This is a genomic window from Brachybacterium fresconis (assembly GCF_017876515.1).
In the GTDB taxonomy this organism is placed as follows: Bacteria; Actinomycetota; Actinomycetes; order Actinomycetales; family Dermabacteraceae; genus Brachybacterium; species Brachybacterium fresconis.
Genome location: NZ_JAGIOC010000001.1, coordinates 1,216,843 through 1,240,772, shown reverse-complemented (window position 1 = coordinate 1,240,772; position 23,930 = coordinate 1,216,843). Strand labels below are relative to the sequence as shown.

The window sequence follows — 23,930 nt, the reverse complement described above, 5'->3', positions numbered from 1 at the left end:
GGCCGCTCCATGGATCGCTCGCCCGCCGCCCCGCCGACTCGGATCGCCTGGCTGGACCTGGCGCGGGCGATCTCGATCCTGCTGGTGGTGCTCTACCACGTGGCGGTCTCGGCCGGACCCGAGCTGCTCGGCGGCAGCGACTCGCCGGCGGCCCGATGGTGGAGCCGGGTGAACGTCGCCCTCATCCCGCTGCGGATGCCGCTGTTCTTCCTGATCGCCGGTGCCCTGGCGACCCGCGCCGTCCGCCGCCCCTGGCGGGCCGTGCTGAGGCCCCGGGTGCTCGATCTGCTCTGGCCCTATCTGCTGTGGTGCCTGCTGTTCGCCGTCACCGGCTGGCCCCGCTACGCCCCGAGCGACCCCGTCGGCTTCCTGTTCGGCGAGGTCACCGGCATGCTGGTGATCGGCTCCCCGTACTGGTTCATCGCCGTGCTCCCGATCTTCTTCGCCCTCGCGCGGCTGGGCCGGGACCGGCCGACGGCGACGGTCGCCCTTGCCCTCGCTGTCTACCTCCTGGCCCCCGTCCTGCACGCCGGGATGCTCGCCGGCGGCGTGGACGGCGACCTCACCTACGGGGTCTTCCAGCTCACCGACAACGCCCTGTGGTACCTGCTCGGCGCCGCGCTGCACGGACCGCTGCTGGCGATCGGGGCCCGGGTCCGCGCCGTCCCGGGGCTGCTCGCGGGAGCGGGGCTGCTGGCCGTCTTCGCCGTGCTGGCCGCTGCCGTCCTGCGCAGCGACGCCCCGCTGCCGTTGGTGCGGCTGATCGAGCTCGCCGCGTCGCTGACCGGTCTGGGCGCGGCCGTCGCCCTGGTCCCGCTGCTGGCCCGCTGGGGGGCAGCGGCGCGCCTCGGCTCCCACCTCGGCAGCCGCACCCTGGTGATCTACCTCGTCCACCCGGTGCTGCTGAACGTCGGCGTGGTGGCATGGATCCTGCTCGGGGTCGATGACCACCTGACCGCGCTGTCCCGCCAGCTGCTGGTCATCCCCGCCGTCACGGCGCTCGCCGTGCTCGGCTCCCTCGCCCTGGACCGGTCGATCACACGGTGGGGCCCGAGCTGGCTGCTCGCGGCACCCGGCGGGCCGTCCACCGGCGACGAGACGCCCGGCGGGCCGTCCACCGGCGACGAGACGTCCGACGGGCCGTCCACCGGCGACGAGACGTCCGGCGGGCCGTCCACCGGCGACGAGACGTCCGACCTGACGGCACGCCGGTGCGACCTTCCCGATCCGTCACGGTATCGTCGGAGCCATGAGTGACACACCCGCGTACCGGGTCGCGCCCGGGGCTGACATCTCGCCGGACGCGACCATCGGGGACGGCAGCTCGATCTGGCATCTCGCCCAGGTGCGGGAAGGGGCCCGCCTCGGCGCGAACTGCGTCATCGGCCGCGGCGCCTACATCGGCAGCGGGGTGGTGATGGGCGCCGGCTGCAAGATCCAGAACTACGCCCTGGTCTACGAGCCGGCCGAGCTCGCCGACGGCGTCTTCGTCGGACCCGCGGCGGTTTTCACCAACGACCACTTCCCCCGCGCCGTCGCTCCCGACCTCACCCCGAAATCGGCCTCGGACTGGGACGCCGTCGGCGTGACCTGCGAGACCGGCGCATCCATCGGTGCCCGCGCCGTCTGCGTGGCGCCGGTGACGATCGGGACCTGGGCCATGGTCGCCGCCGGCGCCACCGTGGTCCACGACGTGCCGCCGCACGCCCTCGTCGCCGGGGTCCCCGCCCGGCGCCTGGCCTGGGTGGGCCGTTCCGGGCAGAAGCTCACCCCCGCCGCCGACGGCACCGACGCCTGGGTCTGCCCCACCACCGGCGAGTGGTACGTCCCCGACGACTCCACCGGCGGACTGCTGCTCGCCTCCTCACCGCAGGCCGGTGCTCCCCGCCCGGCCGAGCTCCTCGACTCCGACGAACAGGATGGAATGTCCGCATGAACAATGAACGAACGATGATTCCTCCGGCGAAGCCGATCATCGGGCAGGAGGAGCGGGACGCGGTCGATCGTGTGCTGGCTTCGGGCATGGTGGCGCAGGGGCCGGAGGTCGCGGCTTTCGAGCAGGAGTTCTCGAGTGCTCTGGCCGGGGGTCGGGAGGTCGTGGCCGTGAACTCGGGGACCTCGGGGCAGCATCTGGGGATGCTGGGCCTGGGTCTGGGGGTCGGCGATGAGGTGATCGTGCCGTCGTTCACGTTCGCGGCGACGGCGAACACGGTAGCGGTGTGCGGGGGCACGCCGGTGTTCGTGGATGTGGATCCGGAGACGTTCACGATCGATCCGGCCGCGATCGAGGCGGCGATCACGGAGCGGACGGTGGGGATCCAGCCGGTGCATCTGTACGGGCACCCGGCGCCGATGGATCGGATCTGCGCGATCGCTGCGGAGCATGGGCTGTGGGTGTTCGAGGACGCGGCGCAGGCCCATGGGGCGAGGTGGCAGGGCGCGCAGGTGGGCACGTTCGGTCAGGGTGGGATGTTCTCGCTGTATCCGACGAAGAACATGACCTCGGGGGAGGGGGGCATGGTCGCCTGCGGTTCGGGGGAGCTGGCGCGGCAGGTGCGGCTGCTGCGCAACCAGGGGATGGAGGCGCAGTACGCGAACGAGGTCGCGGGGTTCAACAACCGCATGACCGACATCCATGCGGCGATCGGTCGGGTCCAGCTGGGCAAGCTGGCGGCATGGACGGCGACGCGGCAGGCGAATGCGGCGTTCTTCGATCAGCACCTGGAGGGCGTGGTGACGCCGGTGGTGCGTGAGCAGGCGACGCATGTGTATCACCAGTACACGGTTCGGATCGAGGGTGCCTCGGCGGCGGAGCGGGATGCGTTCGCGACCGCGCTGCGCGAGGAGCATCAGGTGGGCTGCGGGGTGTACTACCCGACGCCGGTCCATCGTCTGGCGACGTTCCGGACCGAGGTCGATCTGCCGGTGACGGAGATGCTGGCGGCCGAGGTGCTGTCGCTGCCGGTGCATCCGTCGCTGTCGGATCTGGATCGGGAGCGGGTCGTGGCGGCTGTGAACACGGTGGCGAAGGCAGGGGCATGAGCATGAGCGACACGACGAGCAGGGCCCTGAGCGGGACCACGGACGAGAAGAGGGCGCTGCGGGCCGGGCTGATCGGTCTGGGCATGATGGGGCGCCATCATGCCCGCAATCTGCAGGCGCTGGAGGGCGTGGACCTGGTGGCGGTGGCGGATGCTTTCGGTGATCCCCATGGGGCGGCGCCGGACCATGACGTGCTGCCGGATGTGGAGGCGCTGATCGCGGCGGGGATCGACTACGCGGTGGTGGCGGTGCCCACGCAGTTCCATCGTGACGTGGCGATGACCCTGGCGGAGGCGGGGGTGCACTGCATCGTGGAGAAGCCGCTGGCGTTCGACGTCAGCGAGGCCGAGGAGATCGCGACGGCCTTCGAGGATGCGGGGCTGGTCGGTGCGGTCGGGTACATCGAGCGGTACAACCCGGCGCTGCAGGAGATGCGTCGGCGCATCGCCGATGGGCAGCTGGGGGAGATCTACCAGATCGTCACCCGGCGTCAGGGCGGGTTCCCGGCGCGGATCGCGGACGTCGGCGTGGTCAAGGACCTCGCCACCCACGACCTCGACCTCACCGCCTGGGTGGCTCAGTCGCCGTTCGCCGACGTGGCCGCGACCTCGACCCGTCGCAGCGGCCGCCGGGACGAGGACATGGTCTCGATCACCGGTCGGCTGGAGGACGGGACGATCACCAATCATCTGGTGAACTGGCTGTCCCCGTTCAAGGAGCGGGTCACCGTGGTGACGGGGGAGAAGGGCGCGCTGATCGCCGACACCGTCAACGCAGACCTCACCTTCCACACCAACGCCGAGGCGACCACCAACCTCTGGGAATCGATGGCCTCCTTCCGCGGGGTCAGCGAGGGCGACTCGATCACCTACTCGATCCAGCGCCGGGAGCCGCTGGCCACCGAGCACGAGGCGTTCCGTGACGCGATCTGCGGCGACACGTCGAACATCGTCACCATGCGCGAAGGCCTGCACACGGTCCGCACCGTCGAAGCCGTTCTGGAATCCGCCCAGGACCGCAGCGTCGTCCATCTGGACGGATCCGCCCTCGGTGGCTGACCTCTCCCGACTCCTCGATCGCGCGATCCGCACCGGGTCGCGGATCGCACGCCGCCTGCCCGGCACGGTCGGGGGAATGGGAATCTACTTCTCGGCGCAGCACCGCCTGGCCGACGACCCGGACCGCACCGATTGGCACGCGGACGTCGACGCCCTGCTCGCCCTCGCCGATCACAGCCTGGCCCGCGGCAGGATCTCCGCGAGCCTGCGCTGGTACGACAAAGCCCTGCGCATCAGCTACGACCCCGCGCTGCACCAGGCCGGCAGCTCGCCGCTGGCCGCCGATCCGGCCGCGTTCCTGCGACCGCTGCAGGACTCGGCGATGGGGACGATCATGCTGCATGGCACCGTGCCCGCTCCCAGCCTGCCCGAGCGGCCCGCACCCCGCCGCCGCGACGAGGGCGACGCCACCACCCGCCTGCTGGTCATCGCCCAGGAGAACTGGACCTTCATCCGTCCGATCATCACGGCCCTGCGCGCGACCGGACGGTTCGAGGTCCGCGAGATCGAGGTCGACGAGCTCGCCGAGGCCGGTTTCCCGGACCGCGACCGGATCCTGCGCGGACGCTACGACCTCGTCACGACCGGGCGGCGGATGCCGACCCCGCCCGAGATCGTCGCGGGCTACGAGTGGGCGGACGTGGTCCTGGTGGAGTGGAGCCACCACGTGCTGACCTGGGTCACCCTCCTGGATCGGGCACCGCGCGCGCTGATGGCCCGGCTGCACCGCTTCGAGGCCTTCACCCCGTTCGTCCTGCTGCACGACCACGCCCGCATCGACCGGATGCTGTACGTCTCCCCGCCCGTGTGGAACCTGGCTCGGATCGTCGCCCCCGGATTCGCCGACGTCGACGCCGTGCGGGTGGGCAACCTGCTCGCCCGCGGACTCGGTCCGGACCCCGGCTCGCATCATGACCCGCACCTGCTGGTGCAGGTGGGCTGGCGGCGCGAGGTCAAGGACGTGCTGTTCTCCCTCGAGGTCCTCACCCGGCTGCGCGCCCGCGATACGAGCTACCGCCTGCGTCTGATCGGCCCCGGCCTGCCGGCCTCCGCCTCCCAGGACAGCTCCTTCCATCGCCGGGTGCGCGATCGCCTGGCCGCGCTCGACCCCGATGCGGTCGAGCAGCTCGGCCGCCGCGAGGATGTCCCGACCCTGCTCGCCGAATCCGGGATCATCCTGTCCTCCTCGCACCATGAAGGCACCCATGAGTCCGTCATGGAGGGCCTGGCCGCCGGATGCCCCGCCGTCATCCGCGACTGGCCGGATGCGGCGGATTACGGGGGACCGGCCACGCTGTACGAGCGCGACTGGGTGGTGGCCGACGTCGACGCCGCCGTGCAGCGGGTGCTCGACCTCGCCGCCCCCGAGCGCTATGCGGCGGCCGCCCGGGAGGCCCGGGACTTCGCCCTCGCGCACCGGGACCCGGACGTGCTGGTCGCCGCCTACGAGCACGCGCTGACCCCGGATCCCGCCGCGGCATGAGACGACCCGTCCTCGCCGCGGAACGACCTGGGGAGCGCGGATGAGCTGGATCCTGCCCGTGCTCGGCGCCTGGGCCCTGCTCGGCGTCCCCGGGCTGCTCCTGCTGCGCGCCGTCGGCGCCCGGGTGCGCCTGGCCTGGGGATTCTCACCCGTGGTGACCATCCTGCTGATGACGCTGCTCAGCGGTCTCTTCCCCCTGGCCGGCATCGACTGGCAGCTGGGGAGCGTGCTGATCGGGATCGCCCTGGTCTGCGGCCTCGCATTCCTCCTGCGGCGGCGGCTGTCCCGGAGCGGCCGGCGTCGCAGCGCCCCGACCCCGGAGGCCGCACGCAGCGCCCACGATGCCGAGGGCAGCGCCCCGGACGCTGCGGCCGGGGCCCTGGGGGCCGAGAACCGGACTCCGCCCACCCCGCCCTGGCCCGGCGCGGTGGTCACCGCCGTCGGCGTGCTCGGCGGGGTGCTCGTCGTCACCGCCGCCACCCGCGGGATGGGTGGGATCTCGACGCTGAACGGCAGCTACGACTCCTTCTTCCACCTCTCCGCGATCGCGACCATCCGAGACGGCGGCGACGCCTTCCTCACCACCGCCCTGGTGGACATCTACGGGACCCCGACGTACTACCCGGTGACCTTCGACGCCCTCGCCGCGCTGCTGCCGCTGGAGACGATCGTCGCCGCGAACGCCCTGATGCTCGCACTCCTGGCCGCCCTGCCCTGCGCCGTCGGCGCGATGGTCGCGACGATCGCGCCCCGGGGACGCGCAGCCGGGGTGCTGGCGGCGCTGGCGGCGCTCGCCTCGACCCTGTTCCTCAGCACACCCGCGATGGGGCTGGTCATGGGGCTGTGGCCGATCGTGCTCGGGGTCCTCTGCCTGCCGGTCGCGATCGCCTCCGCAGTCCGCCTGGTCGACCGTCGGCACGGACCGCTCACCCTCCCGGCCGCCGCCGGGCACGGCGCCATCCTGCTCGGCACGGCGCTCGCCCACCCCTCGATGCTCTTCTCGGTCGCGGTCGTGGCGGGACTGCTGGTCCTGGTCTCCGGCGTGCATCGGATCCGGGACGGGCAGCGGCGGCGCGGGGTGATCCAGGTGGTCCTCGCCCTGGCCGCGGCGCTCGCCTTCGTGGTCGTCTCCGGGACGCTGCTCGGCGGGATGGACCTCACGCGGCCCAGCGCACAGGGGCTGGGCGAGGTGCTGGGGGAGATCCTGGTCGATTCCCCGCGCATCCCGGTGATCGGCGCGCCCCTGTGGCCCCTCGCGGTGATCTGGCTGCTCGCGGTCGTCGGCGCGGTCGCCGCCCTGCGGCGCCGCGAGGTGGTCGGGGTCAGCGCTGCCCTCGGCGTGCTCGCCGCGATCGTGCTGGGCCTGTCCACCCAGATCGACAGCCCCCTGACCACCGCCCTGGTCAACCCCTGGTACGGCGCCCGGGAGCGGATCGCGCCGCTGATGATGTGCCTGCTGGTGCTGCTCATGGCGCGCGGGGTGCTCGCCCTGGTCGCGACCGGTCGGGGCGGGCCGCGCTCGATGCTCGCTCCTGCGGCGGCGGTGCTGGTGCTGATCACGGTCGTCGTCGGAGCGTTCGCCCCCGGGCGGCTGCCGCTGCTGGGCTCGCTCGCCTACACGGCCTACGGCCTGCAGCTCTCGCCCTATGTCACGGCGGAGGAGCGCGCGTTCATCGAGCGCACCGCGGCCGAGCTGCCCGAGGACGCGGTCGTGCTCGCCGACCCGCTGGACGGGGCTCCGCTGTACTGGTCGGTGGGCGGGGTCGAGACCGTGTATCCGACCATGTCGCGGCCGCTGACCGAGGACACGGCCCTGATCGCCGGCTACGCCCAGCGCGTCGATCATCCGGCGGCGAACGCCTATGAACGGATCTGCGCAGCGGTGGACCGGGTGGGCCCCACGCATCTGTACCGCGACTCGTCCGAGTTCTCCGGCAGCCGGATGAATCCGGAGGTCTCGGACCGATGGAGTGGCGTCCACGACATCCCCCCGGATCGGCTGACTCTCCTCGCCCAGGATGGACCGTACGCTCTGTACGAGCTGGATCTCGCATGCTGAGCGTACTCCCCATTGCGGACCTGCTGGCGGACCGCGCAGACGGACGAGGACCGACGACCGAGGAGAACACCCCGTGAAGCAGACCATCCGGATCGTTCGACGCACCCTGTCGGTGCTGCCCCGGGACTCCCGGCGCTTCCTGGTGACATTCGGCGTCGTCATGAGCGTCCTGGCGCTGCTGGACGTCGTCGCCCTCGGCGCGATCGCGCTGGTGATCCCCGCCCTCATGTCCCCCGGGAGCACCGTCACCATCCCCGTCGTGGGATGGACCCTGGAGAGCTTCGAGGAGATGATGGTGATGGTCGCGGCCTTCGTCGGCCTGATCATCATCAAGAGCTTCCTGAACCTGCTGACGATCCGCATCGCCACCCAGCGCTTCGCCCAGCACGAGGTCGCGATCGGTCAGACGCTGTTCCGCTCCTATATGTCCGCCTCCTGGGTGGACCGCACCTCGAAGTCGACCCAGGAGATCATCCGGATGGTCGACTCCGGGGTCGCAGCCGTGGTCGCGAACGTGCTCATGCCCTCGATGACCGTCGTCGCCGAGTTCGCCACGATCACGGTGATCAGCATCGGACTGCTGATCCTGGACTGGCAGATCGCGCTGGCGACCTTCGCCTACCTGGGCATCATCGCCATGATCCTCTCGCGCGTGATCACCCCGCGGGCGGTGACCAACGGGTCCAGCAACCGCGACAACTCGATCCGGGTGGTGCGGCTGCTCGGCGAGGTCCTCGCCTCCCTCAAGGAGCTGACCCTGAAGGGCAACGAGGGCGAGGTCACCGACATCGTCGCCGACCGGCGCGCGAAGGCCTCCCGCACCCGGGCCTTCGCCCAGTACTACAACCAGATGCCCCGCTTCGTGCTGGACGCCGGGATGGTCGGCGGCTTCGTGGTCGTCGGCGGCGTCGGCTACCTCACCGGGCTCCCGGACGACGGCGCCACCGCGGCGATGACCTCGGTCGCGCTGTTCGCCGTCGCCGGTTTCCGCCTGGTGCCCTCCCTGACCCGGTTCCAGTCCACCCAGAACCGCATCCTGACCAACGCCGCCTTCGCCGACTACATCGTCGACGACATCGAGTTCGCCCGAGAGGCCGTGGAGCGCCAGGACGAGCCCGACACCGGCACCCTCGAGCGGGGTCTGCACGACATCGTCCTGCAGGACGTCACCTTCACCTACCCCGGACGGGACCAGCCCGCGGTCGACGGCGTCTCCCTGCGCATCCCGGCAGGATCCGCCGTGGCCGTCGTCGGCACCTCCGGGGCCGGCAAGTCGACCCTGGTGGATCTGCTGCTGGGGCTGCTCACCCCGAGCAGCGGTCGCATCCTGATCGGGGGGACCGACATGACCACCGTGCTGCGCCAGTGGCGCTCCTCGGTCGGATACGTCCCCCAGGAGGTCGCGCTGTTCGACGTGTCCGTCGGGGAGAACGTGGCCCTGACCTGGGACCCGGACCAGGTCGATGAACAGCGGGTGCGCACCGCCCTGGATCGCGCGCAGCTGCTGGACGTGATCGAGGCACGGCCCGAGGGCATCCAGGGCCGCCTCGGGGAGCGCGGCATGACGCTCTCGGGCGGGCAGCGCCAGCGCATGGGGATCGCCCGCGGGATGTACGCCGAGCCCACGGTGCTGGTGCTGGACGAGGCCACCAGCGCCCTGGACACCAAGACGGAGTCCGCGGTGACCGGCTCGATCCGGGACCTCGGCGACGACGTCACCACCATCACCATCGCGCACCGCCTGGCCACCATCCAGCACTGCGACGTCGTGTTCTACCTGTCCGAGGGCCAGGTCGCCGCCTCCGGCACCTTCGACGAGGTGGTCGCTTCCGTGCCCGCCTTCGCCGAGCAGGCCGCCCTCGCCGGGCTCGTCTCCGGCGGCGTGATCGACGGGACCGAGGAGACAGCAGCGACCGGGGAGACCACGGCGACGGAGCTGACCGCGACGACCGAGGACACGGGCGCATGACCTCCCTGCTCATCGCGTCGTTCTCCACGCTCACCCGGGATCCGCGCGTCCAGCGCCAGATCGATCTGCTCGCTGCGGAGTTCGAGGTCACCACCGTCGGCTTCGGCACCTCCCCGCATCCCGAGGTCACCCATATCGAGCTGCCCGAGGGCACCCGCGCCTGGCCCAGCAGCAAGCAGTACCTGCTCAGCGGCAGGTACCGCCGGGCCTACTGGGACATGAGCGCCGTGCGCGCGGCCCGGGAGGCGCTCGCGGACCGGGTCGGGACGACGGACATCGTCCTGGCCAACGACGTGAACACCCTCCCGCTCGCGCTCTGGCTCGCCCCCCGCCTCGGCGTGCACGCGGACCTGCACGAGTACGCTCCCCGGGAGAAGGAGCACGTGCGCTCCTGGCGCTGGTTCGTCGCGCCGTACCAGCGCTGGATCTGCCGCACCTGCCTGCCGGAGGTCGCCTCGATCACCACCGTCTCCCCGGGCCTGGCCGACGAGTACGCGGCCCGGTTCGGGGTGGACGTCCAGGTGGTGACCAACGCGTCGGCCTACGAGGACCGCGCGCCGCGCCCCACCGGGCAGACCATCCGTCTGCTGCACACCGGCGTGGCCCGGGCCAACCGTCGTCTGGAATCGATGATCGACGCGCTGCGCGGCGCCCCGGCGACCCTCACGCTCGATCTGATGCTGGTGCCCAGCGAGCCCGGCTACATCGAGGCGCTGCGCGAGCGGGCCTCCGACCTGCCCGCGGTGACGTTCCGCGACCCGGTGGCGTACACCGAGCTGGTCGACGCCGTCGCCGAGTACGACGTCTCGATCGTCGTCTTCCCGGCCACCACCTTCAACCTCGAGCACAGCCTGCCCAACAAGCTCTTCGAAGCGGTCCAGGCCCGCACCGCGGTGCTGGTGGGGCCCTCTCCGGACATGGCAGAGCTGGTGCGCGAGCACGGACTCGGGAGGGTGCTCGACGGGGCCGACGCGGCCTCGCTCCGGGCGGCGCTGGAGACGATGACCCCCGCGGACGTCGACCGGTTCAAGCACGCGGCCGACGCCGCCGCGACGGAGCTCTCGGCCGAGCACCAGATCGACACCTGGCGCCGGGCGATCACCGCGATCGCCGCGCGGCGCTGAGCCGGGGGAGATGGCGCACCGCGAGGGACGCCGCCATGAAGCGCAGCGGCGCCTCCCGGTCCAGGAGATGGCCGGCCCCGCGGGTCAGGATCGTGGCCGGGCGGCCGTGCCGACGTCGGGCCCGGGCACGATGCACCAGCTCCGCGGCCCCGATCGAGGGGTCCAGGCAGGCGTCGACCAGATCGCGGTCGGCCCGCGACAGCGGTGCCAGGCACCCCGGGGCGCGCAGGATCACCCACGCCGTGGTCTCGGCCAGATCGGCGCGCTCCCGCGGGGTCCAGATCTCGACGTCCTGACGGTAGAAGACGGCCCCGAAGACGTGGATGCGCAGCAGCTTCACGCCGATCGCCCGCCGAGCGGCCGCGGGGAGCCGTGCGAACCAGTCCGCGTCCAGCAGGTCCGGGAAGAAGCCCAGCTGCTCGCGCACGGGGCGCACCACGTAGGTCACGCGGTCCCCGGCGTCCTCCCCGATCACGTACGGCGGCCCGCAGCGGTCGTAGGCGGTGGCCTGCGTGGCCATCAGCGCGGTGACCATGCCCACGTCGCCCCCGATCTGCGCCCCCTCGACGAGATACCGCCCGGTGCGCTCGAGCATCTCGCGGCGCAGCAGGCCCAGCGGCGCGGAGCGGTAGCTGAGCCGGTCCGCGACCAGATCGACGAGCCCGCCGCGGGCCATGCGCACCGCGGGGGTGGGCACCCCGGCGGAGGCCGCCCCGAGGGCGAGACGGGTGATGACGAAATCCGCGCCCGTGCGCTCCTGGACGGCGAGCCACGAGGCGACGGCTCCCGGCGCGAGGGTGTCGTCCGAGCCCATGATCGCGACGAAGGGTGCCGCGGCGGCGCGCATCCCGGCGTTGAACGGTCCGGAGGCGGAGCGGTGCTCGTCGTGGTGCTCGAGGAATCGCACGTGCTCGCGATGCTCCGGGCGGACGGCGTCAGCGATCTCCGCCGCGGGCCGGTTGTGGCAGACGACGGTCACCGCGGCGTGGTCCCCGTTTCCGTCCAGGACGGAGGCGACGGCGCGGCCGACGGGCCGGGTGGGCGTGTGGCAGGCGATGATGACGTCGACGGGCCTCATCAGCGGCCTCCCGGGCGGGCGGGGAGCTGCTGGTACTGGGCGCTGTAGCCGCGGCCGACGGTCGCGGCGGAGAAGCGGTCCCCGATGGTGTCGGCGATCGTGCGGGCAGGCAGGTCGCGGGTGCGGGCGTCGAGGGCGAGGATCGCCTCGACGTACGGCGCGGTCTCCTGGACGTCGACGAGCTCGCCCACCGCGGCCTCGACGTACTCGCCCTGGCCGCCGGTGGCGCCGAGGACGACGGGGCGCCCGGCGACGATGGCCTCCGCGGCCGAGACGAAGAAGTTGTCGGCGCGGGTGGGGCCGAAGAACACATCGGCCCGCGCCAGGGCCGCACGGACCCCGGGCCCGTCGACCGTTCCGGGCAGGGCCAGGCGCTCCTGGACCCCCCGCGCGGCGGCGCGCTGCAGGGTCTGATCCCGCAGGGGCCCGTCGCCGAGCCACTCGAGGTGGGCGTCGATCCCGCGGTCGACGAGATCGGCGAGCACGTCCACGGCCAGCAGCGGGTCCTTGCGGGGGATCAGCCCGCCGGTGGAGACCAGGCGCAGGGCCCCGTCGCTCCGGTCGCGCCGCTGCGCCACCTCTCCCGGTTCGACGATGCACGGGACGATGTCGGTGGGCCGGGCCCCGCGGACCGCACGGATCGGGCGGGCGAGGAACTCGCACACCGCCGTGACCCGGTCCGGGGCCGACAGCAGCCGCGCCAGCAGGGGCAGCCCGGCACGGGCGGGGGCCGGGAGGGTCCCGGGGGTGGTCAGCGCGGACCAGTGCTCCGTGTGCAGCCACGGGGCGGTGGGGCGGCGCAGCACCAGCGGCAGCAGGGCGGAGAACGCCATGGAGTGCACGACGTCGGCGCCCGCCAGCGCGGGGCGCAGCTGTCGGGCCGCGGCGAGGACCTGATCGGGGCGGCGGGGATCCATCGGGATCCGCAGCACGTCCAGGCCCTCGTGGACCAGGCGGCGGGTGCCGTCGTCGTCGGCCGGCGGGACCAGATGGACCAGGCGCACGTCATGGGTCGCGGCGATGGACAGTGCGTCCCGGACCACGAACGATCCCCGGGAGGGGGCGACGGAGGTCGGGAACCAGGTCGCCACGAGCGTGATCCTCATCGGCGGGCCCCCTGTCGTGCGGCCAGCACCCGCTCGTAGAGCGCGAGCATGGGCTCGGTCTCGTGCTCCCAGGTCAGCTGCGGGGCCACGGCCCGGGCCCGTTCCCGATACGTCTCGGGGGCCTCCAGGACGGCCGCCAGCGCCTCCGCGAGATCCTGCGGGCTGGAGCCGCGGAACACCTCACCGACCCCGAGCTCCTCGACGACCTGGCGCATGTCGGGCAGGTCGGCCGCGGCGATCGGCAGCCCCGCCCGGATCGACTCGAAGAGCTTGTTCGGCAGCGCGTAGCGGTAGGAGAGACAGATCGGTCGCACGTGGACCACGGCGACATCGCCGTCGGCCAGGGAGCGGGAGACGTCGTCGGGAGCGACGGCCCCGACCAGGTGGACCCGGTCGGTGACGTCATGCCGTGCGGCTTCGGCCCGCACCTGGTCCAGCGCGGCCCGCTCCCCGTAACCGAGCAGCACGAAGTGGACGTCCTCGTCGAGGTGGGGGAGCGCGGCGATCGTCTCCTCGATGCCGCGGGCCGAGGTGATCCGGCCCCCGTAGGCGATCACGCGGTGCTGCTCGGTCAATCCGGCGCGCTCGCGCAGCACCCCGGTGGAGCGCGAGGGCAGGGCGTCGGCGACCGGGACGTTGCGCACCAGGGTCGGCTCCTCGGCGAGGCGGTAGGTGTCGCGCAGCCACGTCGCGATCGATGGGGAGACGGTGATCACGCCGTCGGCGCGGCGGATGCCGATCGCTTCGGTCACGGTCTCGAGCAGCGGGGCCAGCCAGCGGTCCGACCGTACGTTGCGGTGGCGCCACAGCTCATGGGAGTCGTAGACGACGGCGACCTCGCCGCGGGAGAGCGCCCGGATGAGCAGGGCCGGGACCAGGGTGTTGCCGTCGTTGGCGTGGATCACCTCGGGAGCGGCCCGCAGGCCCGCCGCCGTGGCGTTCTTCCAGTAGGTCCCGAGCGCGACCGTGCGGTAGGCGCGCTCGCCGACGCTGCGCAGCCCGCGCAGCAGGCCCGCCCTCACCCCCGCCAGCGGCGCGGACGGATGGCGCAGGGCCTGCACCGGAGAGCTCGTGGGGGCCCGCTCGGTGGCGGTGTCGGCTCCGCTGATCAGCCGGCGCCAGTGCGGGGCCAGCGCCGGCAGGATCCGCTCGATCGCGAACTCCGGGACCCGCTCGAGGATCAGCCGCGGCCCGAGGGCGGTCACGTCCGCGTCCCGCCCCAGCTCGCGGCGCTCGACGGCGATGATCCGCACCTCGTAGCCCGCATCGCGCAGCGAGGCGGACTCCTTGAGCACGCGGGAGTCGTTGGCGGCGTCGTTGTACACGAGCACTGCGATCCGTGGGGTCGCCGCACGCCGTCCTGAGGTCATGCAAAGTCCGTTCCCGAGCGTGCCGCAGGTGATCCCGCGCGCCCGTCCTCGACGTGTCGTGATGTGCCGTCCGGTGCCGGCGGGTGACTATGGTGGTCAGCGCTCACCATACCGTCGACCCGGTCGGCACAGCCGAGGCCCGACCGGTGCCGAGAGGAAGAGATCCGTCGATGAAGATCCTGTCCGTCGTGGGCGCCCGCCCGCAGTTCGTCAAGCTCGCCGCGATCGCCGATGCGGCCGCGCGGCGGGATGACGTCGAGCACGTGATCGTCCACACCGGCCAGCACTACGACGCCGCGATGAGCGACGTGTTCTTCGCCGATCTGCGCATCCCCGCCCCGGACGTGAACCTCGCCGTCGGCTCCGGGACCCACGGCCGCCAGACCGGCGCCATGCTCGCCGGCATGGACGACGTCCTCGCCGAGCACCAGCCGGACTGGACCCTGGTCTACGGCGACACCAACTCCACGCTGGCCGGCACTCTGTCCGCGGTGAAGATGCACCTGCGCGTCGCCCACCTCGAGGCCGGGCTGCGCTCCTTCAACCGCCGCATGCCCGAGGAGCACAACCGCGTGCTCACCGACCACGCCGCGGACCTGCTGCTGGCCCCCACCGAGGTCGCCCGCACCCACCTGGCAGCCGAGGGCCTCGCCGAGCGCACCCTGGTCACCGGCGACGTCATGACCGACGTGTGCCTGCGCGTGGCGGAGTCCGTGCGCGACGCCGCCCTCGTGCTGCCCCCGGGCATCGACCCGGCCGAGCCCTTCGCCGTCGCGACCATCCACCGCGCCGACAACACCGACGACCCCGAGCGCCTGCGCGCCCTCGTCACCGCACTGCAGGACCTGGAGCTGCCGGTGGCGCTGTTCGCCCACCCCCGCCTGGTCGCCAAGGCCGCCGAGGCCGGCATCACCCTGGCCGGCGGCGCCGTCCACGTCGGCGAACCCGTCGCCTATCCCGAGCTGATCGGCGCCGTCCAGCGCGCGAGCGCCGTGATCACCGACTCCGGCGGTCTGCAGAAGGAGGCCTACCTGCTGGGCACCCCCTGCTCCACGATCCGCACCGAGACCGAATGGGTCGAGACCCTCGAGGGTGACTGGAACCGCCTGGTCACCGACCCGCGCGAGCTGCCCGCCGCCGTGGGCCGTCCCCGCCCGACCGCAGAGCGACCACCGCACTACGGCGACGGCCGCGCGGCCGCCCGCAGCGTCGAGGCCCTGGCGGAGCGCGCCTGATGGCCCGCTCGCGCACCGCCCGCCGCCGCCCCGGCCGCCCGCCGCACGTCGTCGTCGCCACCCGATTGTTCACCCCGGAGCCGGTCGCGGCCGCGTTCCGCCAGGAGGCCCTGGTGCTCGCCCTCGAACGGGCCGGCGCCGAGGTGACGGTTCTCACCACCACTGCCCCCGGTGCGGGGCGTGTCCGCTCCCGGTCCCGGAAGGTCTCGCGCTGGCCGGTCAAGCGCGACCACCAGGGGCAGGTGCGCGGGTACCTCTCCTATCTCAGCTTCGACCTGCCGCTCGCGCTGCGGCTGCTGGCCCAGCGCCCCATGGACGCCCTGGTGCTCGAACCGCCGCCCACCACGGGCATGGTCGGCATGGTCGCCGCGGCGATCCGGCGGGTGCCGTACACCTTCTATGCGGCCGACGTCTGGTCCGATGCGACCGACAGCGTCGACGGGGTCCCCTCTCTCGTGCGCTCGGCGGTCCGCTGGGCGGAGAAGACCGTGTGGAAGCGGGCCGACGCGGTGCTGACCATCTCCCCGGGCGTCCAGCACCGGATCGAGGAGCTCATCGGCCGGCGAGCGAGCCTGACCATGGTCGGCAACGGCGTCGACACCGAGACCTTCACCACTGCCGGTGAGGACGGCGGGGAGACGGCGCCATACGTCGTCTACGCCGGCACCGTCTCCGAATGGCAGGGCGCCGAGGTCTTCGTCGACGCCTTCGCCCGCGTGCGGGTCGACCATCCCGGGGCCCGCCTGCTGTTCTTCTCCGAGGGATCCGGCCGCGACGAGCTCGAGGCGCGGGTGCGCGCCGAGGGCATCGAGGGGATCGAGTTCCGCGACAAGATCCCGCCCTCCCAGGTCGCCGCGCACCTGCGCGGCGCGGTCGCAGGGCTGTCCTCCATCACGCCCGGGCAGGGCTACGAGTTCGCGCTGCCCACGAAGATCTATGCGGCCACCGCGACCGGCACCCCCGTCATCCACGCGGGGGAGGGGGCCGCCCACGACCGCATTCGCGACAACCACCTGGGGTGGGCGTGCGATCACGACGTCGAGGCGGTGGCCGCGGCGCTGGACCGTGCTCTGCGCGGCGAGGGCCGACCGTCGCGGGAGCACCTGCGCTCCTGGACGCTGCAGAACGCCTCGCTGGCGGGATGCGCGGCCGCCGGGGCATCGCAGGTGATGGCAAGCCTGCGCCGCTGACCCCTGGGACCGCGCTCAGAGGATCGCGCGCAGCCCGGGGACCTTCTTGCCGAGGAGGGAGACGGCGAAGGCGCCGAGGGTGACCAGGACGAGCAGCCCGGTCACGGTGAGCACGGACACCTCGGGATATCCGAGCTCGCGCAGACCGACCAGGATCGCGAAGTGCACCAGGAAGACGCCGAAGGTGGCATCGCCGACGGTGCGCAGGAACCGTTCGGTGCGTGCGGTCACCGTCCATCGGCGGCCCAGACCCATCAGGGCGACCACCAGCGCCAGGGACAGCAGCATCACGGTCGGCGCCACATAGGTGGGAAGCAGCACCTGCCCGGGCGGGGTGTCCGTGGTCCGCGACAGGTACGCCCAGACGGTCGCCGCCGTCAGCGCCGGCACCGCCACCAGCAGCAGGACGAGGGCCGGCCGTCGGCGCACCGGCGCGGCCCACGCCGCACGGCCCAGCACGTAGTAGCCGATGAACGGCAGGAAGTAGGTCAGGATCCCCATCTGCAGCGGCACCAGCGGCTCCTGGAGCAGCCCCTGGGTCAGCGGCGGGACCGCCATCACGACCAGGGCCCAGCCGGCCGCGACCGCCCCGCAGATCCACGCCCGTCGCCCGGAATCGCCCACATAGGCGGTGATGACGGGGGTGATCACGGTCAGCCCGAGGATCAGCGGCAGGAAGTACAGATGCGGATAGGTGGAGGCGGTCAGGAGGTCGACGATCTCCGCTCGCCAGTCCGGCGGCTCGCCGGTCAGCAGGATGCCCATGACGCCCGCGTAGAAGGCGGTCCACACCAGGGTGGCCGGGACCAGGCGGCGCAGCCGTCGGCCCAGGAAACGGCCCGAGCCGTGGCGCATCGCCGACGGAGCCAGGTTCAGCGCGCCCGAGATCATGATGAAGGCGGGCACGGCCGTGGACAGCAGCGAGCGCAGCACGTGCATCGCGACGGTCGAGCCGGAGTCCAGATGGTCGGCGGTGACGTGCACGGCGATCACCGCGATCACGGCGAGGATCCGGATCACGTCCAGCAGCGGGGAGTACCGCCGCGGCGCGGACGCCGCGAGCCGGCCGTCCGGGCCCCACCGCGGCGAGGAACCGGGAGATGGCGCGGGGCCCGGAGACGACGCGGGGCTCGGATGCGGTGCGGGGATCGTCCGTGATGCGGGATCAGACCGGGTCATAGCTCCCGTCCCCGGGGTCGCAGTCGATCTCGATCATGCGGGAGTGAACCGTCTGGAACAGCACCCGGCCCAGGTCCGGTCCGGCGAAGTTCACCGAATCGGAGGTCTTGTGCCTGTTGTAGGGCCGCAGCTCCTGGTAGACGTAGGCGATCCCGTTCTCCTCCAGCAGGCGGCAGTCGGCGGGATCCGTCGCGGCGTCCTCGGTGGCGTAGATCAGGTCGCGGTCCAGATCCGTGTAGGCCATCCCGGCCACGGGCAGCCGCACGTCCTGCCCCTGCAGGGCATACAGGTGCGCCGCCCCGGAGAACGGGCTGGCCAGCACCGTGCCGTCGCGGTCCATCTGCGGGCCGTACTGCTCGAACAGGGCGCGCTCGTCGGCCTGCAGGAAGCGCCCGCGCCCCGGATAGTCCGCGGCGAGGTTCTTGGCGGCGTTGTCGGTGCGGGCCGGGATCGAGGCGAGAGAGGCGAGGACGGCGGCGATCACCAGCACGGCCGTCGCCATCGACGGGCCGGGACGGCGTGCTCGTTCCCGGGAGCGGCGGCCCAGCACCCGTGCCCAGACCTGCAGGCCCGGCACCACCAGCACCGCGGAGAGCATCGCCAGCGGCATCGAGATCCGGTCCTGACCGCGGTAGTAGAGGGCCGAGAGGTTCAGCGGCGAATCCAGTGCCGCGTCGAGATAGATCACCGCGATCACCACCCAGGCGACCGCGAGCCAGCGCCGCGTGGACGAGCCGAAGGACGTGATCAGCCCCGGCCACCACAGCACGGCGATGACGACCCCGAGGGCCATCGGCCAGACCGTGAGCAGCCCCAGCAGCACCTCGCCGAGAGCGAGCCACCAGGACACCTCCAGGCCTCCGTTGAAGCCGGTCACGTCCGAGCCCAGCGGCGTGTAGGACAGCAGCGCGACCGGCAGCAGGGCCAGCACGGGCACCGCGATCAGGGCGGGGCGGCGCCGCCACCGTCCCGCCGCGGTGACGGCGGTCAGCACCGCCAGCAGGATCAGGGCCGTGACCGCGACGTTCGGGTGCAGCAGGCCCAGCCCGGCACCGGCGACGCCGACGGCGAGAGCGGCGGCGATCGCGGGGCGCACGGCGGTGCCCGGCAGCAGCGCTGTCCACAGGGCCGCGGCGGCCGCGAGCGCTCCTGGCAGCGCGGCGAAGCCGGCGAGGTTCGGAATGGGGGAGAGGTGGATCCACAGGTCCAGCGGAGTGGCCGGGATCAGGGTCGCGGCGAGTGCGGCGGCCGTCGGCGCCCACGCCACCTCGGCGAACAGGGTGCGGGCCAGCAGCGCGATGCCGAGGATCCAGGGCGTCACGGCCAGGGCCAGCACGGTCGCGTTCAGCAGGGTGGGGGTGGGGACGCCGGGGACCAGCGCCGCGAGGGCGTGGAACGCGGCGGGGTAGAAGCTCGGATCGCCCTCGGTGTTCGAGACCGCGCCGACCTGGAGGCTCGAGGCGATGCCGGTCTCCCGGATCCGCTGCAGCGCGGAGAGGTGGTACAGCGTGTCCCACCGCTCGAGCACGGCGTCGGGGCGACCGGCCTGGATCGCGATGGGGGCGAGGGCGATCGCGACCGCCCCGCCGATCCAGGCGGCCCCGCCGGGCACGGCGCGGCGCGGGGACAGGGCGCCGTCGAGCACGGTCGCCGGCAGCGTCACCCCCAGGCGCCGCAGGCCGTAGGCACCGGCGACGAGCAGCGCAATGCCGAGCAGGAAGGGCAGCAGGGACCAGGGGATCCCGACCAGGGCGGCACCGATCGCGCTGATGCCCGCGATCGCGGCGGCCAGCGCCGGACCCAGGGCGAGGGAGAGCAGATGCGAGCCGCCGAGCATCCGGACGGCGGCGTACCCGGGCAGATACGCCGCGGCCAGGACGAGCAGGATCGCTCCGACGAGCGCGGCCAGGGCGGTCATCCGTCCTGACGGCCCAGCGCCGCGGCGCGGTACTCACCGGGGGGCCGCGCCTCGTCGAGCGCGAGCCGTCGGGCGAGGTAGGTGGTGCGCTTCTCGGCGGCCTTGGTCCGGGCCTCCTGCAGGGCGAGGAAGCCCAGCAGCACCAGGACCGTCGCGTACAGCAGCAGATCAGCGCCGCGCCCGACCCCCACCAGGTTCGCCACGCGGCTCAGGACGCTCGGGAACAGGACCGTGGCCACGGCGAAGACCGCGAAGGCGATGATCAGCAGCCGACGCACGGCGAGCTGTTTCGCACCGCGCTTGGCGAACAGCCAGGCGACGATCACCACGATCCCCGCCACCAGCAGCAGCTGGATGATGAAGGTGCGATTCGAGACCAGGGCGGGGCCCAGGGAGACGATCAGCTCGTGCTCACCCATCGGCTCAGGACTCCTCGGCCTGCTGGTGGGTGGAGGCGGAGCCGTCGCCGAGAACGAGGCGGGGGGTGCCCTTCCAGTTCTCGGCGGTGGTGATGTTGCGGCCGTCGATCAGCAGCCTGATGCCGGGGACGTCGGCCGCGGACAGGTCCTGGTATTCGGCGTGGTTGGTCTGGACGATCACCAGATCCGCGTCCTCGCCGACGTGGTAGGGGGTCCAGCCGTATCCGGCCAGCTCCTCGTCGTCGTAGTAGGTGTCGTGGACGGCGACCTCCGCGCCGTGCTTCCGCAGCGCCTCGACCACGGGGAACACACCGGAGAACGCGGTCTCCTTCACCCCGGTGCGGTAGGACGCCCCCAGCACCACGGCCTTCATACCGGCCAGGTCGCCGAGCAGGTCCGCGGCCCGCTCGACCAGCTTCGCGGGCACCGAGGCGTTCAGGGTGCGGGCGGTGCGGACCGTCTCCGCGACGGGATCGGTCGAGAGGTACAGGCGGGGATAGACCGGGATGCAGTGCCCGCCCACGGCGATGCCGGGCTGGTGGATGTGGGAGTAGGGCTGGGAGTTGGAGGCCTCGATCACCTTGTACACGTCGATGCCGTTGTCCTGGGCGAACAGCGCGAACTCGTTCGCCAGGGCGATGTTCACATCGCGGTAGGTGGTCTCGGCCAGCTTGGCCAGCTCCGAGGCCTCCGGGGTGCCCAGGTCCCACACCCCGTTGGGACGCTTGAGGTCGGGCCGTTCGTCGAAGGTCAGCGCCGAGGTGTAGAACTCCCGGGCCCGATTCGTGCCTTCCTCGGTCAGGGCGCCGATCAGCTTGGGGTACTTGCGCAGGTCCTCGAACACGCGCCCGGTCAGCACCCGCTCGGGGGAGAACACGGCGAAGAAGTCGCGGGATTCCCGCAGCCCGGAGATCTTCTCGATCATCGGCACGAAGCGGCCGCGGAGGGTGCCCACCGGCAGGGTGGTCTCGTAGGAGACCAGGGTGCCGGGGGTGATGTGCTCGGCCAGCGACGTCGTGGCGGCGTCCATCCAGGCGAAGTCCGGCTCCCAGGTGGCGTCGTCGACGAACAGCGGGACCACGATCACGATCGCGTCCGCGCCCGGGATCGCCTCGGCGTAGTCCGTGGTGGCGCGCAGCTTCCCGGCCGGGACCAGCTCGGCGAGCTTCTCGGCGAGATGTGCCTCGCCGGGGAACGGTTCGGTGGCCTGATTGATCAGCTCCACCTGACGGGGGTTGGTGTCCACACCGATCACCTCGTGACCGGCATCCGCGAACTGCACGGCCAGCGGCAGACCGATCTTCCCCAGGGCGACGACAGCAGTCTTCACAGCGAGATTCCTCCTCGTCGGAGGCCGCATCCGGCCTCGTAAGCGCGATGATGACCACCAGGGGCGGCCCACCATGACAGGGTATCGTCATCGGCGGCTCACGAGCGTCGCCCCGCGCCGCTGTGAGGCCGCCCAGCACCACGCGCCGGACACCCCAGGAGGAGAGCCCATGAGCACCCCCGAGCCCGTGAGCGACCCGGACGCCGTGGCCGCATCCCCCGGTGCCGCGACCACCTGGTTCGTCGTTCCGCTGTTCAACGAGGGGTCGGTCGTCGGGGATGTCATCCGCGACCTGCGCACGCGGTACCCGCTGGTGGTCTGCGTCGACGACGGCAGCCTGGACGACTCGGCGGCGATCGCCGAGGAGGCCGGTGCCGCGGTGGTGCGCCACCCGTACAACATGGGACAGGGCGCCGCACTGAAGACCGGCATCGACTATGCGCTGCGGGACCCGGAGATGCGCCAGGTCGTGACCTTCGACTCCGATGGCCAGCATCAGGTCGACGATGCGGCCTCGATGATCGCGCTGCGCGATGCCGAGGGGGTGGACATCGTGCTGGGCTCACGCTTCCTCGATGCGCGCACCAAGCCGGGCCTGCTCAAGCGCGCGGTGCTGCGCGGTGCGGTCTGGTACTCCAACATCACCAGCGGGGTGAAGCTCTCCGACGCCCACAACGGGCTGCGGGTCCTGGGCCGGGAGGCCTGCCAGAAGATCGCGATCGAGCAGAACCGGATGGCGCACGCCTCCGAGATCGTCGAGGAGATCGGCCGTCATCGCTTCACGGTGCGGGAGCACCCGGTGCACATCCTCTACACGGACTACTCCCGCTCCAAGGGCCAGTCGATGCTGAACTCGGTGAACATCGTCATCGACATGCTCTTCCGCTGAACCGCGGCTCGGACCCGTCGTGATGCACCGGGGACGTTCCCGCGGGAACGTCCCCGGTGCATCACGACGTCCGTCACCTCCGTCGGACCGCTCGACCTCCGCCGGGTCGAGGTCAGCCCTCCTCGCCGGAGGCGGGGTCGGCCGAGCCGTCCTCGATGGAGCCGAAGAAGTCGGCGATGTCCTCGTCGTCGGTGAGGATCGCCACCCCGGAGTTCTCGGTCTGGAACTGGGGATTCTCGATCGGCATCGTCATCGTGCCGTTGCTCATCGCGCCGCGGGCCGACAGGGCCATGCGGGAGACGTCGATGATCCCGGTGCCGTCGCTGGTGACCAGCGAGTCGGAACCGGCGCCGGCCAGCTTCACGTGCCGCACCGGGTTCAGCAGCACCGCCGGGGAGGTCACCCGCTCCATGAGCGCTCCGATGAACTGCTGCTGACGCTGCTGCCGCCCGAGATCCGCGCTGGGATCGAAGTAGCGGGCGCGAACGAACGCCAGGGCCTGCTCGCCACCGACGTCATGACAGCCCTCGGTCATCGACAGCCCGGACTTCTCGTCCTCGACGTCCTGGTCGATGCACAGGTTCACGTGGTCGACCGCGTCGACCATGCCGGAGACGCCGTCGAAGCCGATCTCCACGTAGTGGTCGATCGTCAGCCCGGTGAAGTCCTCGACGGTCTCGACCAGCAGCGGGGCGCCGCCGAAGGAATAGGCGGCGTTGAGCTTGTACCCGCCCTCATCGGGGATGTCGACGAGGGTGTCGCGGGGCAGGGAGACCAGGTAGCTGTTCCCGTTCCGCGCCTTGTGCAGGAGCATGATCGTGTCGGTGCGAGCGCCCTCGGTGCCGTCGTCGCCCACCGCCTCCCCGCCGCGGCGGTCGGACCCGGCGATGAGATAGGTGGTGCCCGGCGTGTTCTCGGCCTGCGACAGGGCGTCGACGTGCTCGATGCGGCTGTCGGCCCACAGGACCAGACCGGCACCCCAGCCCACCACGACCACCAGCACCAGGGCCAGCAGCGTGGCCCCGAGGCGCACGGGCCGCGGGATGCGGGAGCGGCGACGGGGGCGGCGCCCGGGACCGGGCGGAGGGCCGGAGGGCGGTCCGGCCGGTCCGCCGGGGCCCCAGGCGTCGCCGGCGTCCGCGGGGGCCTGGTGGTCATCGCGGGAGCTGGGGACGATGCGCTGCCGGCCGCCCCGCGGCTCGCCGGGCGGATGTTGCTCCTGTCGCGGCAGGGCACGGGTGTCAGCGGGGCCCGGGGCGGATCGTCCTCGGCGGGCACCGGTGACCGGGCGGGCGCTGCCTCCGGCGCGCGCTCGATGCCCGGCAGGACGGCGGGGTCCTCCCGGCCGCGGGGAGCGCGGCGGCTGCTGATCGCTCACAGCTGTCTCCTTCCCGGCCACAGGGTCCGGAGGTGTTTCGGCGAACGACACAGTAGTCCCCCATGGCCCCTGCCCGTGCACCCCCGGGACACTCTTCCGGTTT

General features: G+C 72.4%; 19 protein-coding genes. 11 read left to right on the top strand and 8 right to left on the bottom strand.

Annotated elements, in window-relative coordinates; genetic code table 11:
• The first annotated feature begins 9 nt into the window (after positions 1-9).
• The 8 genes from JOF44_RS05670 (at position 10) to JOF44_RS05635 (ending at position 10,735) form a co-directional block, all read left to right on the top strand.
• Positions 10-1,257: an acyltransferase family protein gene (locus tag JOF44_RS05670; RefSeq protein ID WP_209888414.1), complete on the top strand. Its 1,248-nt coding sequence runs from the start codon at positions 10-12 to the stop codon at positions 1,255-1,257.
• The gene (locus JOF44_RS05665) at positions 1,250-1,936 is read left to right on the top strand and encodes an acyltransferase (RefSeq protein WP_209888411.1); all 687 of its coding nucleotides are present in this window, start codon (positions 1,250-1,252) and stop codon (positions 1,934-1,936) included. Before JOF44_RS05670 ends, JOF44_RS05665 begins: the two co-directional genes overlap by 8 nt.
• Positions 1,933-3,042: a DegT/DnrJ/EryC1/StrS family aminotransferase gene (locus JOF44_RS05660; protein ID WP_209888407.1), complete on the top strand. Its 1,110-nt coding sequence runs from the start codon at positions 1,933-1,935 to the stop codon at positions 3,040-3,042. Before JOF44_RS05665 ends, JOF44_RS05660 begins: the two co-directional genes overlap by 4 nt.
• A gap of 2 nt (positions 3,043-3,044) precedes the next feature.
• Positions 3,045-4,100: a Gfo/Idh/MocA family protein gene (locus JOF44_RS05655; RefSeq protein WP_209888404.1), complete on the top strand. Its 1,056-nt coding sequence runs from the start codon at positions 3,045-3,047 to the stop codon at positions 4,098-4,100.
• A complete protein-coding gene (locus tag JOF44_RS21090; RefSeq protein WP_209888402.1) occupies positions 4,093-5,583 on the top strand; it encodes a glycosyltransferase in 1,491 nt (496 codons plus the stop codon). The genes JOF44_RS05655 and JOF44_RS21090 overlap by 8 nt, the downstream gene beginning before the upstream one ends.
• 40 nt (positions 5,584-5,623) lie before the next feature.
• A complete protein-coding gene (locus JOF44_RS05645) occupies positions 5,624-7,642 on the top strand; it encodes a DUF6541 family protein (RefSeq protein WP_209888400.1) in 2,019 nt (672 codons plus the stop codon).
• Between the two features lie 73 nt (positions 7,643-7,715).
• A complete protein-coding gene (locus JOF44_RS05640) occupies positions 7,716-9,611 on the top strand; it encodes an ABC transporter ATP-binding protein (protein WP_209888397.1) in 1,896 nt (631 codons plus the stop codon).
• The gene (locus JOF44_RS05635; protein ID WP_209888394.1) at positions 9,608-10,735 is read left to right on the top strand and encodes a glycosyltransferase; all 1,128 of its coding nucleotides are present in this window, start codon (positions 9,608-9,610) and stop codon (positions 10,733-10,735) included. Before JOF44_RS05640 ends, JOF44_RS05635 begins: the two co-directional genes overlap by 4 nt.
• Here JOF44_RS05635 and JOF44_RS05630 read toward each other — a convergent pair.
• From JOF44_RS05630 to JOF44_RS05620, 3 genes are read right to left on the bottom strand one after another with little or no spacing between them, the layout of a single operon-like run.
• A complete protein-coding gene (locus JOF44_RS05630) occupies positions 10,710-11,813 on the bottom strand; it encodes a glycosyltransferase (protein WP_209888392.1) in 1,104 nt (367 codons plus the stop codon). The genes JOF44_RS05635 and JOF44_RS05630 overlap by 26 nt on opposite strands.
• Positions 11,813-12,919, bottom strand: a complete 1,107-nt coding sequence (locus tag JOF44_RS05625; RefSeq protein ID WP_209888390.1) for a glycosyltransferase family 4 protein — start codon at positions 12,917-12,919, stop codon at positions 11,813-11,815. Before JOF44_RS05625 ends, JOF44_RS05630 begins: the two co-directional genes overlap by 1 nt.
• On the bottom strand, positions 12,916-14,289 hold the full coding sequence (locus tag JOF44_RS05620; protein ID WP_209888388.1) for a glycosyltransferase: 1,374 nt from the start codon (positions 14,287-14,289) through the stop codon (positions 12,916-12,918). The genes JOF44_RS05625 and JOF44_RS05620 overlap by 4 nt, the downstream gene beginning before the upstream one ends.
• 170 nt (positions 14,290-14,459) lie before the next feature.
• Between JOF44_RS05620 and wecB the strand changes: the two genes are divergently transcribed.
• Both wecB and JOF44_RS05610 read left to right on the top strand, forming a co-directional pair.
• Entirely contained in the window at positions 14,460-15,524 is a 1,065-nt protein-coding gene (gene wecB / locus JOF44_RS05615; RefSeq protein WP_209888386.1) for a non-hydrolyzing UDP-N-acetylglucosamine 2-epimerase, read from the top strand.
• Complete coding sequence (locus JOF44_RS05610; RefSeq protein ID WP_209888385.1) at positions 15,524-16,714, top strand: glycosyltransferase family 4 protein; 1,191 nt, start codon at positions 15,524-15,526, stop codon at positions 16,712-16,714. The genes wecB and JOF44_RS05610 overlap by 1 nt, the downstream gene beginning before the upstream one ends.
• A 15-nt stretch (positions 16,715-16,729) precedes the next feature.
• Here JOF44_RS05610 and JOF44_RS05605 read toward each other — a convergent pair whose 3' ends face one another.
• The 4 genes from JOF44_RS05605 to JOF44_RS05590 all read right to left on the bottom strand — a co-directional run bounded on the left by JOF44_RS05605 (position 16,730) and on the right by JOF44_RS05590 (position 21,560).
• Positions 16,730-17,734: an acyltransferase gene (locus JOF44_RS05605; RefSeq protein ID WP_209888382.1), complete on the bottom strand. Its 1,005-nt coding sequence runs from the start codon at positions 17,732-17,734 to the stop codon at positions 16,730-16,732.
• 145 nt (positions 17,735-17,879) lie between these two features.
• On the bottom strand, positions 17,880-19,811 hold the full coding sequence (locus JOF44_RS05600; protein WP_209888379.1) for a DUF6541 family protein: 1,932 nt from the start codon (positions 19,809-19,811) through the stop codon (positions 17,880-17,882).
• Entirely contained in the window at positions 19,808-20,230 is a 423-nt protein-coding gene (locus tag JOF44_RS05595; RefSeq protein WP_209888376.1) for a DUF2304 domain-containing protein, read from the bottom strand. Before JOF44_RS05595 ends, JOF44_RS05600 begins: the two co-directional genes overlap by 4 nt.
• A gap of 4 nt (positions 20,231-20,234) precedes the next feature.
• Positions 20,235-21,560 (bottom strand): nucleotide sugar dehydrogenase, encoded by a 1,326-nt coding sequence (locus tag JOF44_RS05590; protein WP_209888373.1) that lies wholly within the window; start codon positions 21,558-21,560, stop codon positions 20,235-20,237.
• A gap of 169 nt (positions 21,561-21,729) precedes the next feature.
• Between JOF44_RS05590 and JOF44_RS05585 the strand changes: the two genes are divergently transcribed.
• Positions 21,730-22,449 (top strand): glycosyltransferase family 2 protein, encoded by a 720-nt coding sequence (locus tag JOF44_RS05585; protein ID WP_209888370.1) that lies wholly within the window; start codon positions 21,730-21,732, stop codon positions 22,447-22,449.
• Between the two features lie 112 nt (positions 22,450-22,561).
• On the opposite strand, the gene JOF44_RS21085 is transcribed toward JOF44_RS05585, so the two are convergent.
• The gene (locus tag JOF44_RS21085; RefSeq protein WP_342591676.1) at positions 22,562-23,827 is read right to left on the bottom strand and encodes an LCP family protein; all 1,266 of its coding nucleotides are present in this window, start codon (positions 23,825-23,827) and stop codon (positions 22,562-22,564) included.
• Between the last annotated feature and the right edge of the window lie 103 nt (positions 23,828-23,930).